Origin of the sequence: Alcanivorax sp., from assembly GCF_040119285.1 — a bacterium.
Classification (GTDB): domain Bacteria; phylum Pseudomonadota; class Gammaproteobacteria; order Pseudomonadales; family Alcanivoracaceae; genus Alcanivorax.
The window spans coordinates 212350-227407 of the sequence record NZ_JBEDTY010000029.1 but is presented as its reverse complement, the minus strand read 5'-3'; the positions used below and the strand labels follow the sequence as shown (position 1 = coordinate 227407).

Here is a 15058-nt window from a genome sequence, read left to right as displayed (position 1 = left end):
TCTCCGTTAGAACGCGTCGCTGACACGGGTGTTAGGCTTCATCTTGAAGTCGTCCTCTTCCACTTGCTCCGGCTTCCAGGCACGAATGCCCCAGATAAACAGCCCAATCAGGAAGAAAGCGCTGGGAGGCAGCAGCATCATGCCATTGGTCATGTACCAGCCGCCTTCCGCAACCTTCGGCAGAACCTGATACCCAAACAAGCTACCCGCGCCCAGCAGTTCGCGTATGAAACCCAGCCCCAGTAGAATTGCCGAGTAGCCCAAGCCATTCCCAATACCGTCGAGAAAGGAAGGAATCGGCGGGTTTTTCATGGCGAACGCTTCCGCACGCCCCATCACGATACAGTTGGTAATAATCAGCCCCACGAATACCGACAGCTGCTTGGAAATACTGTAGGCATAAGCCTTGAGGAACTGGTCCACCACAATTACCAGCGATGCGATGATGGTCATCTGCACGATGATGCGGATACTGGAAGGAATATAGTTGCGAATCGAACTCACGAAAAAGTTCGAGAACGCGGTTACCACAGTCAATGCAATACACATTGTCGCCGTGGTACTCAGGTTACTGGTCACCGCCAGCGCGGAACAGATACCCAATATCTGCAAAGCGATGGGGTTATTGTCGAAAATCGGACCTAACAGAATGTCCTTTGTTTTCTCCGCCATTACGCCTCTCCTTCCGGTTGCTTAGGCGTCGCGGCATCCGAAGCCACCGCGGTATCACCGTCTTGCATACGCTTTAGATAGGGGCCCAAACCGTTTTCGCCTACCCAGAAACGCAGCAAGTTGCTTACGCCCTTGCTGGTCAGGGTTGCGCCGGCCAGACCATCAACCTTGTATTCCGCGTTTGAGGTTCTGCTATCCACGGTTCCTTTGATCACCTGGATTTCCACTTCACCCTGCTCACCGTAAAGCTTCTTGCCTTCCCACAGTGCTTTCCACTTGGGGTTATCCACTTCACCGCCCAGACCCGGGGTTTCACCGTGTTCGTAAAAACCGAGCCCAGCCACCGTATTTGCGTCCGGCTCGAGCGCCAGGAACCCATACAGGGTAGACCATAAGCCATAGCCGTGAACTGGCACAATAATCCGGCTTAACGCACCACTATCATCTTTGGCGAGGTACACCTCGGCGACTTTTGCCTGGTTTTTGATACCCGCAATATCCGTGTCGCCACTCAACGACCGAGACTGGCTTGGGTCATTGGAAGCTTTACGCTGATCATAGGATTCCGGCATATCTACATACTTGCCGGTCTCGATTTCGACAAACTTGCGCTCGATGGTTTTGAACACTTCTTGCACATCCGTACCTTCTTGATACAAACCTGCTGCTTGGAGGATGTTCATTCGCTTATCAAGAAGCTGGTTCTTCGCCTGAACCGGGCGCAGGCTCACGGCCGCAGTGGCAACCACTACGCCGCACACTACACACACCAGGAAGGCGACCAACAGTGTTTTGCTGACACTTTCGTTATTTCCAGCCATTACACTTCTCCCCCGGTCCGACGCAGGCGGCGACGTATATTCGCCTGGGTGACAAAGTAATCAATCAATGGAGCACACAGGTTAGCGAACAAAATCGCCAGCATGATGCCCTCCGGGAAGGCCGGGTTAATCACCCGAATCAACACCGTCATTACACCGATCAGTGCACCGAAGACATATTTGCCCACGTTGGTCATAGAGGCAGATACCGGGTCGGTGGCCATGAAGATCATGCCAAAGGCAAAGCCGCCCACAGTCAGGTGCCAGTACCAAGGCATTGCGAACATGGTGTTGGTATCGGAACCGATCAGATTAAACAGTGTAGACATGCCCAGCATGCCCAAAAGCACGCCCAGCACGATGCGCCAGGAGGCAATCTTGGTCATTAGCAATACAGCGCCACCGATCAAAATCGCCAGTGTGGAGGTTTCACCGATAGAGCCCTGAATCCCACCCAGGAAGGTGTTCATCCAAGTGAGGCTGGCGGTGGCCGCATTGGCACCCTCGGTCAGTGCATTGCCGGCCAGACCGGCCGCAAAATTCAGGTCGCCAGACGCGGCCAGTGACAATGGAGTGGCGCCTGAATAGCTGTCTACTGCCGTCCAGATAGCATCACCGGACATTTGCGCCGGATAAGCAAAGTACAAGAACGCACGGCCCACCAGTGCTGGGTTCAGGAAATTCTTGCCGGTCCCGCCAAAGACTTCCTTGCCAATCACTACGCCGAAGGAAATGCCCAGAAATACCTGCCACAGCGGAATCGCCGGGGGCAAAATCAGGGTAAACAGAATACCCGTTACGAAGAAACCTTCGTTCACCTCATGGCCGCGCTTCCAGGCAAACAGGCCTTCCCAGATAAAGCCACCGATGTACACGGTAAGCAAAATCGGGATGTAATAAACTGCACCATGCAGCACGTTCGCCCACAGGCTACCCGGATCAAAACCGGTCAGCGCCATGACGATATCGCTACGCCAGCCAGTGATGGCACTGTAGCCAAACTCGCTGATCTGCAGGTTGGCTTGGTAGCCCGTGTTGTACAGACCGAACAGGATCGCCGGGAAGGTGCAGAACCACACCGTCATCATGATCCGTTTCAGGTCGAGACCATCACGTACGTGAGCCGCGGAACGGGTTACCGAATCCGGGGTGTAGAGCATGGTGTCGAACATTTCATAGAAGGTGTAATACTTCTCGAATCTGCCGCCCTCGTGAAAATGGGGGGACACTTTGTCATCCAGAAACTTTCTCATACCCATGCTCAGCCCTCCGCCTCAATCGTGGTCAGATTGTCGCGCAGAATCGGACCGTATTCATATTTGCCCGGGCACACGAAGGTGCACAGAGACAGATCTTCTTCCAGCAACTCCAAGGCGCCCAGGGCCGTAGCGCTGTCGGTATCACCCACTATAAGTGCACGCAGCAGCTGGGTCGGCAAAATGTCCAGTGGCATCACTTCTTCATAGGCCCCCACCGGCACCATGGCACGTTCAGAGCCATTGGTAGTAGTGGTGAAATTGAAACGCTTGCCCGGCATCAACTTGGACAGATAGATATTCATCAGAGAGAAACGGTTGGCGCCGGGTGAAATGTAACCCAACAGCTCCCGTTCATGCCCTTCACGCAGGACGGTCAGCTGGTTTGTTGTCCGGCTCAACCAAGCGATCGGGCCACGGGCGTTGTGACCGTTCAGCACGGAACCGGAGATCAGGCGGTTATCGCCCTCTTTCAGCTCACCCTGGGCAAAATCGTCCACGCTGGCGCCCACACGGGTACGTAAAGCGCGCGGAGTTTTCGCCTGCGGGCCTGCCAGCGCCACCACACGGCTGGAGCTAATCTTGCCTTCGGTGAACAAGTTGCCGATAGCAATCACATCCTGATAGCCCACTGACCAAACCGTCTTGTTCAAACCGACCGGGTCTAGATGGTGAATGTGGGTTCCCACATTGCCCGCCGGATGCTTACCGGAAAACGCTTCTTCACGAACCTGCCCGCCCACCAAACTGGGCAGATCGGTATTGGGGCCGCGACAGACCCATACCGGACCATCCGTGAGACGGCTCAGCACGGTCAAACCATGGCGAAAAGCCTGCTCACTTTCCTTGATCACCACAGCCGGATCTAGCGCCAAAGGGTTGGTATCAAGAATAGAGACGAAAACTGAATTGGGCGTACTACCCGGTGCCGGCACCTTGCCGAACGGGCGAGTGCGCAGCAGCGTCCACTCACCGGAATCTACCAACTGCTGCTGCACCGCCTCGCGATCAAGAGAGCTTAGTTGGTCAGCACTGTAAGAGGCGAAGGTGACTTCGTCTTCCTGGTCGGCTATTTCAATCACCACGGATTGAAGAACACGTTTGTGACCGCGATTGATGGCGATCACTTTACCGGCCGCAGGAGCGGTATATTTCACACCCTCGGTTTTCTTGTCCGTAAAGATCAGCTGGCCTTTTTTGACCACGTCTCCCTCGCGAACCTCCATAGTGGGCTTCATGCCCACATAGTCACCGCCGAGCACGGCAACAGAACGAACCTGGTGACCTTCCTCAATCGCCTGGCGCGGTGCACCAGCGATGGGCAGATCAAGGCCCTTCCTGATTTTAATCATAGTTTCTCGCCCACGTTGCATGTTGCTGAAGTCGAGGCACGCCACCTGAGTGGCCCGGATAAACCGGGTTTTACAGGAAACGTTCGCAAATTCCGGAATGTGCAATGGATACCGACAAAAACCCGGCGGGCACATTATAAGGTCGCACCTGCCTGTTCGCCAGCACCGTCAGCCCCCGCCTTTTGTCGTATAGATCTATTCTGGTACGACAGAGAAGCGAAGAATACACCGAAAAAAGCCCGCGGGGCGGGCTTCTTCATTCCGGGGCTCAGTCTTTTGGATACGCCGGGAATTCCACCCCGGAGATCTGCTGCAGGATACGCAAAACCTGACAGCTGTAGCCGAACTCGTTGTCGTACCACACATACAACACGCAGTGACGGCCATTAACAATGGTCGCTTCTGCGTCAATTACGGAGGCGTGACGGGAGCCGACAAAATCGGTAGATACCGCGTCCGGGCTGCTTACGAAATCCACCTGACGCTGCAACGGAGAATGCAGACTTACCCAACGCAGGTAATCGTTGAGCTCTTCAAGGGTAGTTTCTTTACCCAAGGTAAGGTTCAGGATCGCCATGGACACGTTCGGAGTAGGAACGCGAATGGAGTTGCCGGTCAGCTTGCCGTCAAGGTTCGGTAACACCTTGGTGGCAGCAGTGGCCGCACCCGTTTCGGTCAGCACCATGTTCAGTGGAGCAGACCGACCACGACGGGGGCCATTGTGGAAGTTATCCAGCAGGTTCTGGTCGTTGGTGTAGGAGTGCACGGTTTCCACATGACCGAACTCAATACCGAACTTGTCTTCCAGCGCTTTCAGCGGCGGAACGATGGCATTGGTGGTGCAACTTGCTGCAGAAATGATCTTGTCGCTGTCTTCGATCAGGTCATTGTTCACACCGTGAACGATGTTCTTCATGTTGCCCTTGCCTGGCGCGGTCAACATTACCCGAGAGACACCCTTGCATTGCAAATGCTGAGACAGGCCTTCCTCGTCACGCCATCTGCCGGTGTTATCAATCACCACAGCATTATCAATGCCGTAAGCGGTGTAATCGATAGACGCCGGGTCGCTGGAGTAAATCACCTTGATGAAATTACCGTTGGCGATAATGGCGTTGTCTTCTTCATCAACAGCGATAGTACCGGCAAACGGGCCGTGCACAGAATCACGACGCATCAGGCTAGCGCGCTTCTGCAAATCACCCTTACCAGATTCACGCACCACAATGGCTTTCAGGCGCAGGCCATCACCGGAACCGGCTTTCTCAATCAACAGACGAGCCAGAATACGGCCGATACGACCGAACCCGTACAACACCACATCGGTACGCTCAGGCATGTCGATTTTGCTGCTCACTGCTTCAGACAATTCTTCGCGGACATAATCTTCAATCGACAGGCCACGATTGTCTTTCTTGTACTCCACCGCCAATTTACCGATATCGATTCGACAAGGGCCGAGATCCGACTTCGCCACTTCCTGAAGAATCGGGAAAGTATCGACCACAGACAGCTCAGAATCTTCAACCTGCTTGACGAAACGGTGGCTTTTCAGAATCTGGATAACAGACTTGTTGACCAGGGAACGGCTGTACACGGTCGTGGTAACATTCTTTTCACGATGCAGTCGTCCAATCATGGGAATCATGGCTTCTGCAATTTCTTCGCGATTCTTCCAGCGTCCGAAATGGTCTTCCAGTTTGCTCACGGAGATGGCCCTCTCAGTTTGGGTTCAGGCGACGGAGAGCGGCATCATTGCCATGCTTCCCATCTCACCTGCGGTGGTGGAGTTCGGGGCGCGCATAATAGCGCCAAAAGACCACATTATCCACCCGGATTAGCGGAAGATAGCACGCCAAAACCCGCTATCCGGCGCAGACAAAGATAAACACCCGCTACTACAGGAGTATCATTCGTCCGGCGCCCTGTGCAAGGCGGAGACAACCTGTTTCCTCAGCACCGGCACCACCTCTTCCTCGAACCAGGGCCGTTGCCGCAACCACAGGCGATTGCGGGGGCTGGGGTGGGGTAGTGGGAAAAAACCCTGATCCAGCGCCCGGGCAAAATGCCACACTGTGTCTGTGAGTGTTTTGCCGGGCTTCGCCAGATAAAAGCGTTGGGCATACCGTCCTACCAACAATGTCAGCCGCAGATTGGGCAACTCCGCCAGCAAAGGGCCATGCCACTGGGGCGCACATTCCGGTCGCGGCGGCAGGTCCCCACCCTTGCCCCGGCCCGGATAACACAGCCCCATAGGGACGATCGCGACCTGACTCTCGTCATAGAACGTTTCACGGCCAATCTGTAGCCAGTCTCGCAGCCGCTCGCCGGACGGATCGTTCCAGGGAATCCCGGTTTCATGAACGCGGGTCCCCGGCGCCTGCCCCACAATCAGTAACCGCGCGCCCTGACCGGCCTGCACCACCGGCCTCGGCCCCAACGGCAGATGCGGCTCACACAGCCGGCAAGCACGAACATCTTCCAGCAGGTCGATCAGCTCTGTCATTCCGCCGGGCTGTCCGAGGGATGCAGGCGCATCAACCCTTCTTGAGCCACCGACGCCACCAAGGTGCCATCCTGGCGATAAATAGCACCGAAATTCAGCCCGCGAGAACCGCCCGAGAAGGGGCTATCACTGCGATACAACAGCCACTCATCAATCCGAAAATCATTATGGAACCACATGGCATGATCAATGCTCGCGCACTGCACATTAGGCTGCCAGAAATTCATTCCGTGAGGCAGCATGGCGGTGCCCATCAGGCCATAGTCGGAGCAGTAGGCCAATAAAGCCCGCTGGATCATCGGGTTGGCATCCACCCGATCTACCACCCTGAACCAAACCTCGCGGACAGGGTCCTGGGGCTCAGAGGAGATGGAATCTTTCGGCGTCACCGGCCGAAACTCAACCGGCCGGTCAGTCAGAAAATCCTTTCGAAACTGCTCTGGCAACCGATCCACCAGCTTCATGCGAATGCCCTCATCATTCTCGAGGCCCTCTGGCCCCGGCACGTCGGGCATAACTGACTGATGGGAAACCCCCTCCTCCGCCACTTGGTAAGACGCCGCCAGAGAGAAGATCGGCCGACCATGCTGGATCGCGTCCACCCGGCGCGTGGTGAAACTCTTGCCATCACGTATCCGGTCAACGTAATAGACGATCGGCACATTAAAGTCGCCGGGGCGCAAAAAATACGCATGCAAGGAGTGCACGGGGCGTGCATCATCCACCGTCTGCGAGGCAGCCAACAACGCCTGCCCAGCCACCAAACCACCAAACACACTGCGCTGCCCATTGGCCTCGCTTTGCCCCCGAAACAAATTATTCTCCAGCTGCTCTAAATCGAACAGATTCATCAGTTCCTGAACCGATGCCTTCATACTCAACCCTCTGTGCAATAAAACCAATGGTCGCATCCTACCTGCAACCCGAAAGAATGTTGAGATTGACGGCGCACCAAAAAATAGGCAGGAAGAATCGCGAATAGAACTTGTCTGTTGCACCAGAAGATGCCTAACATTGTCCACAACGACGACAGAAGGACCAACCTTCTGCATCACTGGGGGAAAATTTGATGCTTCAACCACTTCGCTATTGCCTATCGGCAATAGTGCTTCTCTGCGCGTTTGCCACAACCTCCGTTCACGCCGAGGTTCCCTCTCGCCTAGTGATACAGGGCTATCTCACCGATCTCAGCTCCCAACGTCCTCTTCATGGAACCTTTGATGTTGTGGTCACCCTTTATGACATGTCAGGGCGCACCACCGATTACCAAACCAACAGCGGCACCGCCACCGACCCTCAGGGTCTCGGCGCCGTTCTATGGACCGAGACACAGACCATCACCGCCGAAGACGGCCGCTATAGCGTGATTCTCGGTGACGATCCCCACAACCCATTGCCCAACGATCTGCTCGGCAGCAACCAAGTAGAGCTGGGCCTCGCCATCGACGGCGACAGCGAAATGACGCCGCGGATGGCAGTCACCACCGGTAGCGTCCCTTACGCCTTACAGGCTCGTGAAGCCGAACAAGTTAATGGCGACATAACCCCCCGCACGATCAGCATCGCCGATAACCTTGTGATTAATGAATTCGGCCAATGGGTTGGCTCAGAGAGCGGACTGATTGGCCCGAAGGGCGATACCGGCGACGCAGGCACTGCTGGCACCCCTGGCCCAACCGGGCCGCAAGGCCCCCCCGGTGCTATCGGCCCAATGGGCCCCCAAGGCATGCCTGGCTCCCCAGGCACTCCCGGCATGATGGGCCCCGCAGGCACGATGGGTCCTAGCGGTCCGATGGGCTCCCCAGGCACGATGGGCCCTACTGGCATGACAGGTCCCGCAGGCACCTTCAGCACCAACAATGTTACCCAGAAAGCCTGCAACAGCGCCGCAAGCTGCCAGTGCGATAGCGGCGTGGTGCTTGCCGGTGGCGTTCAATGTGCCAGCAACAGCTACATCACTAACAGCCACCCCAGTGCTGCCAACGCCTGGAATGGCAGCTGCGAAACGTGGCAGACCGGCGCCGCTGCCACACCGGCCACTATCACTATCACTTGCGCGGTCACCAACTGATGGCCCTCACCCGACGGCAATTCATCGCTGCAGGGGGCGCGGCCGGAGTGCTGTTAAGCACGCCTTTGGCCGCTGGCCCCATCGCCACCGGTGTGGAACTGGTCAGTGGCATCCGCGCCATTGCCCTAGGCAATAACCAGCGCCTGCAAGTCAATGACCATGGCCGCCAAGCCCTGTGGCAACGCAGTGGCAACACACTGAACCTGACCTCCAGCGCCTCCTACGACACCCGTATCGTGGCGGCCGCGCTCGACGGCGACAACGTGGTCCTGCTCGATCGCGGCCAGCGCCAGCTACGCTGGTTCCGCCCGGACGGCTCCCTGGCCCGGTTGGTCGAGCTGAACAATTTACTGGAACCGGCGGACTTTGTGCTCAGTGGCGAACACGCTATTGTTGCCGACGTGCACGGCCACCGCCTGGTTAGCCTAAATCTATACACCGGCATTCAACATCGGCTTGAGAGCGATCACCCGCTAAATGGCCCCGCCTCGCTGGCAAAAACCGGCGACCGCATTAGCTTGCTCACTCTCGGTGACCGACGGCTGCATCACTTCTCGCTAGCCGGCCACTCGCTGGGCAGCGAAGTCAGCAGCTTGAACATGCCAAGCGTCATTGCCGCCGTAAACGACCAGTTGCTGGTCATGGACCGTTGCCAGAAACAACTTTGCTGGGCAGATCGTTCCACCCCGCTACTGACGCTCCCCCAAACCAGCGCTCAACAGCTGGCTCACTTGAGCTGGCAACCGGGCAGTAACCTGCTGATCAGCGTATGAGGCCACTATGAGCGAACCCTTTATCGCCGAAATCCGCATCTTTGCGGGTAACTTTGCTGTGCGTAACTGGGCTTTCTGTAACGGGCAACTTTTGCCTATCAGCCAGAATACTGCCCTGTTCGCCCTCATCGGCACCACTTATGGCGGTGATGGCCGTACCACAATGGCCTTGCCCAATCTGCAAGGCCGGGCACCCGCACACCCCGGTCAGGGCCCCGGGCTCCCGTCATACAGACTGGGCCAGGTTGAGCAAAATAGCGCGTCGACCGTAAAGGTTGTGCAGGGCATCACGCCGGACCGCAACCTGGGGAGTAGCCAGAGCACCCGCACTATTGCCGCCAAAATACCTGGGGGCGATCAGCGCCACCCTTACCTGGGCCTGAATTTCATTATTGCCCTGCAAGGGCTGTTCCCATCCAGAAGCTAGGAGTCATTTACTGATGAGCGAACCCTTTCTCGCTGAAATCCGCATTTACGGCTTCAATTTTGCCCCCAGGGGCTGGGCGTTTTGCGATGGTCAGATTCTGCCCATCAACCAGAACCTGTCCCTGTACTCTCTGCTGGGCACCACCTACGGCGGCGACGGCAGAACCAGCTTTGCGCTACCGGAACTGCGTGGCCGCACGCCAATGCATCCGGGCAGCAGCATCAATCAAGGCAGCCTAGGGGGAACCCTGAGCGACACCGAAAACGGGGACACCCTGGACAGCCTGACCCTGGATCGCAACCTGGGCAGCACTCTGAATAGCACGCCAGTTGCTACCCAAAGCGCGCAGATGCACTCCATCGCGCTAAACTTTGCCATCGCCCTGCAAGGGCTTTTTCCCAGCAGAAGCTAGAGGCTCCTATGTCTGAACCCTTTGTAGGCGAAATTCGCATGTTTGCCGGCAATTTTGCTCCACGAGGCTGGGCACTCTGTGATGGGCAACTATTGGCCGTATCACAGAACGATGCACTGTTTTCCCTGTTCGGCACCATTTACGGTGGCGACGGCGAAACCACCTTCGGTTTACCGGATTGCCGCGGGCGCTCCCCGGTACACGCTGGCACGGGGCCGGGGCTTGCTCAGGTTCGTCTGGGCGCCAAAAGCGGCAGCAATGCCAGCGGTGCTGTTGTGGCTACCACCAGCGTCAGCATTGATCGCGGCCTGGGAAAAACGCAACAGACCTGGGATGCACTTCCGGTGGGTGCAGAATCGGTCACACCACAACTGTTTGTGAATTTCATTGTGGCCCTGTTCGGCGTTTACCCTTCCCGTTCGTAATGCATAGCTACCGTTTACTCCCGGCCAGTGACAGCGACACACCGATGTTACTGGCCATCTACACCAGCACCCGCCAGGAAGAAGTGGCGCAAACCGGCTGGCCCAAAGCACAGCAGGATGCCTTCCTGACCCTGCAGGCCAAGGCGCAGCACGAACACTACCTTAAGCATTATCCGGAAGCGGAACGGCACCTGATTGAATTAAACGGGGAAACCGCCGGACGGCTGTATCTCTCGGACTGGGAGCGAGAAATGCGCATTGTGGATATCGCCCTGCTGCCCGCCTTTCGCGGTACAGGGCTGGGGTCACAGATTCTCTCCACCCTGCAATCACGGGCTCGCCAGTCCGGCAAGCCCCTGACCATTCACGTGGAAAGCAACAACCCGGCGCGGCGGTTATATCAGCGACTGGGCTTTGTGGAACAGGAAGACAAAGGTGTCTACCTGCTTATGCGCTGGCAAGCTGACGATTGAAAACCGCCTCGAAATATTGCGTACCATCGCCAGCGCCCAGCGGCCCCACAGGCACCAGAAACACGGACGACTCACCCAGCCCCTCATTGCGCAAGGTTACGGCGCCCTGCTCCAGTTGTAGCTGGCCCGCAAACAGCAGGGAAAAGCATTCCCAGCCCTCAGGAGACACCGGCAGGTTCACTTCTGCCAGCACCAGGTTATCGCCATTTTCCAGCGCAAACGCCTGTCCTTCACAATCTTTCCATTGTTGTAATGTGATCATGTCACCTCCCCAAAAGATGCTACGCAGTGTAGACGGCGCTGACGGCACCGTCACCCTTGGCTACAATATGCGCCCACCGAATGCGCAGGAACGGGTCTGAATGAAGTTACTCCCCGACAGCAACCTCTTTCCCAGTGGGCGAGAGCACTACAAAGACTGGGCCGGACTCAACGCCGGCAGCATGGCCGCAGTGCTGGCCGAGCTGGCGCGCAGCCAGGACCATTTATTGGTGGTGCTGGCACCCAATAGCAGCCGTGCCCAGCAGCTCACCGACTCACTGAGCTTCTACTTGGCCGGCAGCGACACCCCGGTGATGCTGTTTCCGGACTGGGAGACCCTACCCTACGACCTGTTCAGCCCACATCAGGACATTATCAGCGACCGCATTCAGGTTCTGCACCAGCTGCCCACTACCCACAAGGGCATTCTGGTGGTGCCGGTGAATACGCTAATGCAGCGGCTGGCGCCGCCGATACATATCACCGGTAACAGCTTCCTGCTCAAGGTGGGCGATCGTTTCGACATGGAAGCCACCCGCAGCCGGCTGGTCGCCAGCGGCTACCGGCAGCGCGACAACGTGTACGAGCACGGCGAGTTTGCCGTGCGCGGGGCCATCATGGACATTTTCCCCATGGGCGCCGAGCAACCGTTCCGCATCGAGCTGTTCGACGATGAAATCGAATCCCTGCGCCTGTTCGAAGCGGAAAGCCAGCGCTCCACCGGTAAAGTGGACGATATCACCCTGCTGCCCGCCGCAGAGTTTCCCCTCAGCACCGAAGGGATTGCCCGTTTCCGTAGCCACTTCCGCGACACCTTCGACGTGGATACCCGTCACGTGCCCCTTTACCAGGACGTGACCGACGGCCTCGCGGCACCGGGCCTGGAATATTATCTGCCCCTGTTCTTTGAGCAGATGGCCACCTTGTTCGATTACTTGCCCGACGATGTACGGCTGGTGGAACTGGCCGACACCCAGAGCGCCATCGAGCATTTCTGGCAAGATGTGGAGCAGCGCCATGAATCCCGGCGCCACGATATTCACCGCCCGATTCTGGTTCCCTGGCAATTGTTCCTGCGCCCTGACGAGCTCAACGCCGCGCTAAAGCAACACCCAAGAGCGCGCCAGATTCATAATGATTCAAGCGGCGCAGACCAGGCCATCCACTTTGACGTGGCGCCTATGCCTGCGCTCACCGCCGATGTGCGTGCCAACAATCCATTGGCCTTGCTGCATACCTTTTCCGACGCCCATCCTGATACGCATATTCTGATTTGTGCGGAAACCGCCGGGCGCCGGGAAGCCCTGCTGGAGTTGATGCAGAAGATTCAGATCCAGCCGGCCATGAAAGACAACTGGCCCGACTTCATTGCCAACTCGGCACGCTGGAACCTGACCCGGGGGGAGCTGGATGCGGGCTTCTACGCTCCGGAACACGCCTTACTCGTGGTCACCGAAAATGACCTGTATGGCGAGCGGGTACTGCAGCGCAGGCGCCGTAAATCCAGCAGCGACGATGGCGCCGCCGAGCAAGCGTTCCGTTCCTTAGGCGAAATGACCGTGGGCTCCCCGGTGGTGCATCTGGAGCACGGCGTGGGGCGTTATCTGGGCCTCACTCATATGGAAGTGCACCGCCAGCAACACGAATTTCTGCTGCTGGAATACGCCGGCGGCGACAAACTCTATGTCCCCGTTTCCTCGTTGCATCTGATTAGCCGGTACGGTGGCGGCGACACCGCTCCCTTGAATCGTTTAGGCACTGAGCAATGGACCAAGGCTCGCCAGAAAGCGGCCGAAAAGATCCACGATGTAGCCGCCGAGCTGCTCAACACCTACGCTCGGCGCGAGGCCAGAGAAGGCCGCCAGTTCGAACTGGACCTGAACGACTATGACCGTTTCAGTGCCAGCTTTCCCTTCGAGGAAACCCCGGACCAACAGGCGGCTATTGCCTCGGTGGTTGCCGACATGCAATCGAGCCAGCCCATGGATAGGCTGGTGTGTGGTGACGTGGGCTTCGGCAAAACCGAAGTCGCCATGCGTGCTGCCTTCGTGGCGGTGGAAAACCAGACCCAGGTGGCCGTGCTGGTGCCCACTACCCTGCTCGCGCAGCAACATTACGAGTCATTCACCGATCGCTTTGCCGACTGGCCGGTCAATATCGAAGTACTGTCCCGTTTCCGCAGCGCCAAGGAAAAGACCCAGGTGTTGCAGCGACTCAAGGAAGGCAAGGTGGATATTCTGGTGGGCACCCACCAGCTCCTGCAAGAAACCGTATCGTTCGATAATCTGGGGCTGATTATAGTCGATGAAGAGCACCGCTTCGGGGTACGCCACAAGGAGCGCCTCAAGCAAATGCGGGCCGAGTGCGACATCCTCACCCTCACCGCCACGCCAATTCCGCGGACCCTGAATATGGCCATGAGCGGCATGCGCGACATCTCCATCATCGCCACCCCGCCGCAGAAACGCCTGTCGGTGAAGACCTTCGTACAGCAGCACAACGATACCGTCATCAAGGAGGCCTTGCTGCGTGAATTGTTGCGCGGCGGCCAAGTGTATTACCTGCACAACGACATCGACACCATGGAGAAAACCGCAGCGGACATCCGCAAGCTGGTGCCGGATGCCCGCGTCGGTGTTGCTCATGGGCAAATGCGCGAGCGGGAACTGGAAGCGGTGATGAGCGATTTTTACCACCGCCGCTTCAATGTGCTGGTGAGCACCACTATCATCGAAACGGGTATCGATGTGCCCAGCGCCAATACCATCATCATCGACCGGGCCGACAAGCTCGGCCTGGCCCAGCTTCACCAGCTTCGTGGCCGGGTGGGTCGCAGCCACCACCAGGCCTACGCCTATCTGATTACTCCCAGCCCGAAAGTGATGACCAAGGACGCTGTCAAACGCCTGGAAGCCATCGAACAAGCCACCGACCTGGGGGCTGGCTTCATGCTCGCCAGCCAGGACATGGAAATCCGTGGTGCCGGTGAGCTACTCGGCGAAGAGCAGCACGGCAACATCGAGACCATCGGTTTCAGCCTCTATATGGAAATGCTGGAGCAAGCGGTGGAAGCACTGAAACGCGGCGAGCAACCGGATGTGGAAAAACCCCTCAGCGGCGGCCCGGAACTGAACCTGCGTATTCCCGCCCTGATCCCGGAAGACTACCTGCCCGATGTGTTCGGCCGGCTAACCCTCTACAAGCGTATTGCTGGGTGTAAAACCCGTGGCGGCCTGAAAGAGCTACAAGTGGAAATGATCGACCGCTTCGGCCTGCTGCCCGAACCGGTGAAAAATCTGTTTGCTGTCACAGAACTACGCCAGCAGGCCGATCGACTGGGCATTATTCGCCTGGACGCCCACGCCACCGGCGGCAAGCTGGAGTTTGGCGAGCGCACCCCTGTGGACCCGCTCACCATCGTCAAACTGGTCCAGTCCGGCCCCAACCGCTTCAAACTGGAAGGTGCCAACGCCCTGCGTTTTGTGGAAGACAGCGAAACCCCGGAAGAACGTATTCAGGTAGTACAGGAACTGCTTAAACGCCTGGCGGCCCAAAGCATTAAGGCTGACGCCCCGGCTTGAATACCGGTTATACCCTTTTGATGTCAGC

At 57.4% G+C, this 15058-nt stretch carries 15 protein-coding genes; 7 read left to right on the top strand and 8 right to left on the bottom strand.

Annotated features, from left to right (window positions below):
- Nucleotides 1-6: 6 nt before the first annotated feature.
- The 7 genes from ABNH10_RS08130 to ABNH10_RS08100 all read right to left on the bottom strand — a co-directional run bounded on the left by ABNH10_RS08130 (nt 7) and on the right by ABNH10_RS08100 (nt 7482).
- The gene (locus ABNH10_RS08130) at nt 7-672 is read right to left on the bottom strand and encodes an NADH:ubiquinone reductase (Na(+)-transporting) subunit D (protein WP_349385465.1); all 666 of its coding nucleotides are present in this window, start codon (nt 670-672) and stop codon (nt 7-9) included.
- Complete coding sequence (locus ABNH10_RS08125; RefSeq protein ID WP_349385464.1) at nt 672-1493, bottom strand: Na(+)-translocating NADH-quinone reductase subunit C; 822 nt, start codon at nt 1491-1493, stop codon at nt 672-674. The genes ABNH10_RS08130 and ABNH10_RS08125 overlap by 1 nt, the downstream gene beginning before the upstream one ends.
- On the bottom strand, nt 1493-2752 hold the full coding sequence (locus ABNH10_RS08120; protein WP_349385463.1) for an NADH:ubiquinone reductase (Na(+)-transporting) subunit B: 1260 nt from the start codon (nt 2750-2752) through the stop codon (nt 1493-1495). The genes ABNH10_RS08125 and ABNH10_RS08120 overlap by 1 nt, the downstream gene beginning before the upstream one ends.
- Before the next feature lie 2 nt (nt 2753-2754).
- Complete coding sequence (locus tag ABNH10_RS08115; protein ID WP_349385462.1) at nt 2755-4101, bottom strand: Na(+)-translocating NADH-quinone reductase subunit A; 1347 nt, start codon at nt 4099-4101, stop codon at nt 2755-2757.
- 268 nt (nt 4102-4369) lie between these two features.
- On the bottom strand, nt 4370-5809 hold the full coding sequence (locus ABNH10_RS08110) for a glyceraldehyde-3-phosphate dehydrogenase (RefSeq protein WP_349385461.1): 1440 nt from the start codon (nt 5807-5809) through the stop codon (nt 4370-4372).
- A gap of 201 nt (nt 5810-6010) precedes the next feature.
- Complete coding sequence (locus ABNH10_RS08105) at nt 6011-6607, bottom strand: uracil-DNA glycosylase family protein (RefSeq protein WP_349385460.1); 597 nt, start codon at nt 6605-6607, stop codon at nt 6011-6013.
- Nucleotides 6604-7482, bottom strand: a complete 879-nt coding sequence (locus ABNH10_RS08100; RefSeq protein WP_349385459.1) for an acyl-CoA thioesterase — start codon at nt 7480-7482, stop codon at nt 6604-6606. The genes ABNH10_RS08105 and ABNH10_RS08100 overlap by 4 nt, the downstream gene beginning before the upstream one ends.
- A 194-nt stretch (nt 7483-7676) precedes the next feature.
- On the opposite strand from ABNH10_RS08100, the gene ABNH10_RS08095 reads away from it, so the two are divergent.
- The 6 genes from ABNH10_RS08095 to ABNH10_RS08070 are packed head-to-tail and all read left to right on the top strand — an operon-like array spanning nt 7677 to nt 11188.
- A complete protein-coding gene (locus ABNH10_RS08095) occupies nt 7677-8678 on the top strand; it encodes a DUF8740 domain-containing protein (protein ID WP_349385458.1) in 1002 nt (333 codons plus the stop codon).
- A complete protein-coding gene (locus tag ABNH10_RS08090; protein ID WP_349385457.1) occupies nt 8678-9451 on the top strand; it encodes a hypothetical protein in 774 nt (257 codons plus the stop codon). Before ABNH10_RS08095 ends, ABNH10_RS08090 begins: the two co-directional genes overlap by 1 nt.
- A gap of 7 nt (nt 9452-9458) precedes the next feature.
- Nucleotides 9459-9878: a phage tail protein gene (locus tag ABNH10_RS08085; protein WP_349385456.1), complete on the top strand. Its 420-nt coding sequence runs from the start codon at nt 9459-9461 to the stop codon at nt 9876-9878.
- A 13-nt stretch (nt 9879-9891) separates the two neighbouring features.
- On the top strand, nt 9892-10290 hold the full coding sequence (locus tag ABNH10_RS08080; RefSeq protein ID WP_349385455.1) for a phage tail protein: 399 nt from the start codon (nt 9892-9894) through the stop codon (nt 10288-10290).
- 8 nt (nt 10291-10298) lie between these two features.
- Nucleotides 10299-10715 carry a phage tail protein gene (locus ABNH10_RS08075; protein WP_349385454.1) on the top strand — a complete coding sequence of 139 codons (417 nt, stop codon included), beginning with the start codon at nt 10299-10301 and terminating at the stop codon, nt 10713-10715.
- A complete protein-coding gene (locus tag ABNH10_RS08070) occupies nt 10715-11188 on the top strand; it encodes a GNAT family N-acetyltransferase (protein WP_349385453.1) in 474 nt (157 codons plus the stop codon). Before ABNH10_RS08075 ends, ABNH10_RS08070 begins: the two co-directional genes overlap by 1 nt.
- Here ABNH10_RS08070 and ABNH10_RS08065 read toward each other — a convergent pair.
- The gene (locus tag ABNH10_RS08065) at nt 11163-11450 is read right to left on the bottom strand and encodes a DUF6916 family protein (protein WP_349385452.1); all 288 of its coding nucleotides are present in this window, start codon (nt 11448-11450) and stop codon (nt 11163-11165) included. The two genes, ABNH10_RS08070 and ABNH10_RS08065, sit on opposite strands and share 26 nt — an antisense overlap.
- A gap of 100 nt (nt 11451-11550) precedes the next feature.
- Between ABNH10_RS08065 and mfd the strand changes: the two genes are divergently transcribed.
- On the top strand, nt 11551-15030 hold the full coding sequence (gene mfd, locus ABNH10_RS08060) for a transcription-repair coupling factor (protein ID WP_349385451.1): 3480 nt from the start codon (nt 11551-11553) through the stop codon (nt 15028-15030).
- The last annotated feature ends 28 nt before the right edge of the window (nt 15031-15058 follow it).

What these genes read in the sequence shown, in the direction of transcription:
- mfd (WP_349385451.1), top strand. Translation starts at nt 11,551, where the DNA reads ATGAAGTTACTCCCCGACAGCAACCTCTTTCCCAGTGGGCGAGAGCAC.
- ABNH10_RS08075 (WP_349385454.1), top strand. Translation starts at nt 10,299, where the DNA reads ATGTCTGAACCCTTTGTAGGCGAAATTCGCATGTTTGCCGGCAATTTT.
- ABNH10_RS08100 (WP_349385459.1), bottom strand. Translation starts at nt 7,482, where the DNA reads ATGAAGGCATCGGTTCAGGAACTGATGAATCTGTTCGATTTAGAGCAG.
- ABNH10_RS08115 (WP_349385462.1), bottom strand. Translation starts at nt 4,101, where the DNA reads ATGATTAAAATCAGGAAGGGCCTTGATCTGCCCATCGCTGGTGCACCG.
- ABNH10_RS08095 (WP_349385458.1), top strand. Translation starts at nt 7,677, where the DNA reads ATGCTTCAACCACTTCGCTATTGCCTATCGGCAATAGTGCTTCTCTGC.
- ABNH10_RS08130 (WP_349385465.1), bottom strand. Translation starts at nt 672, where the DNA reads ATGGCGGAGAAAACAAAGGACATTCTGTTAGGTCCGATTTTCGACAAT.
- ABNH10_RS08070 (WP_349385453.1), top strand. Translation starts at nt 10,715, where the DNA reads ATGCATAGCTACCGTTTACTCCCGGCCAGTGACAGCGACACACCGATG.
- ABNH10_RS08080 (WP_349385455.1), top strand. Translation starts at nt 9,892, where the DNA reads ATGAGCGAACCCTTTCTCGCTGAAATCCGCATTTACGGCTTCAATTTT.
- ABNH10_RS08085 (WP_349385456.1), top strand. Translation starts at nt 9,459, where the DNA reads ATGAGCGAACCCTTTATCGCCGAAATCCGCATCTTTGCGGGTAACTTT.
- ABNH10_RS08105 (WP_349385460.1), bottom strand. Translation starts at nt 6,607, where the DNA reads ATGACAGAGCTGATCGACCTGCTGGAAGATGTTCGTGCTTGCCGGCTG.
- ABNH10_RS08125 (WP_349385464.1), bottom strand. Translation starts at nt 1,493, where the DNA reads ATGGCTGGAAATAACGAAAGTGTCAGCAAAACACTGTTGGTCGCCTTC.
- ABNH10_RS08065 (WP_349385452.1), bottom strand. Translation starts at nt 11,450, where the DNA reads ATGATCACATTACAACAATGGAAAGATTGTGAAGGACAGGCGTTTGCG.
- ABNH10_RS08120 (WP_349385463.1), bottom strand. Translation starts at nt 2,752, where the DNA reads ATGGGTATGAGAAAGTTTCTGGATGACAAAGTGTCCCCCCATTTTCAC.
- ABNH10_RS08090 (WP_349385457.1), top strand. Translation starts at nt 8,678, where the DNA reads ATGGCCCTCACCCGACGGCAATTCATCGCTGCAGGGGGCGCGGCCGGA.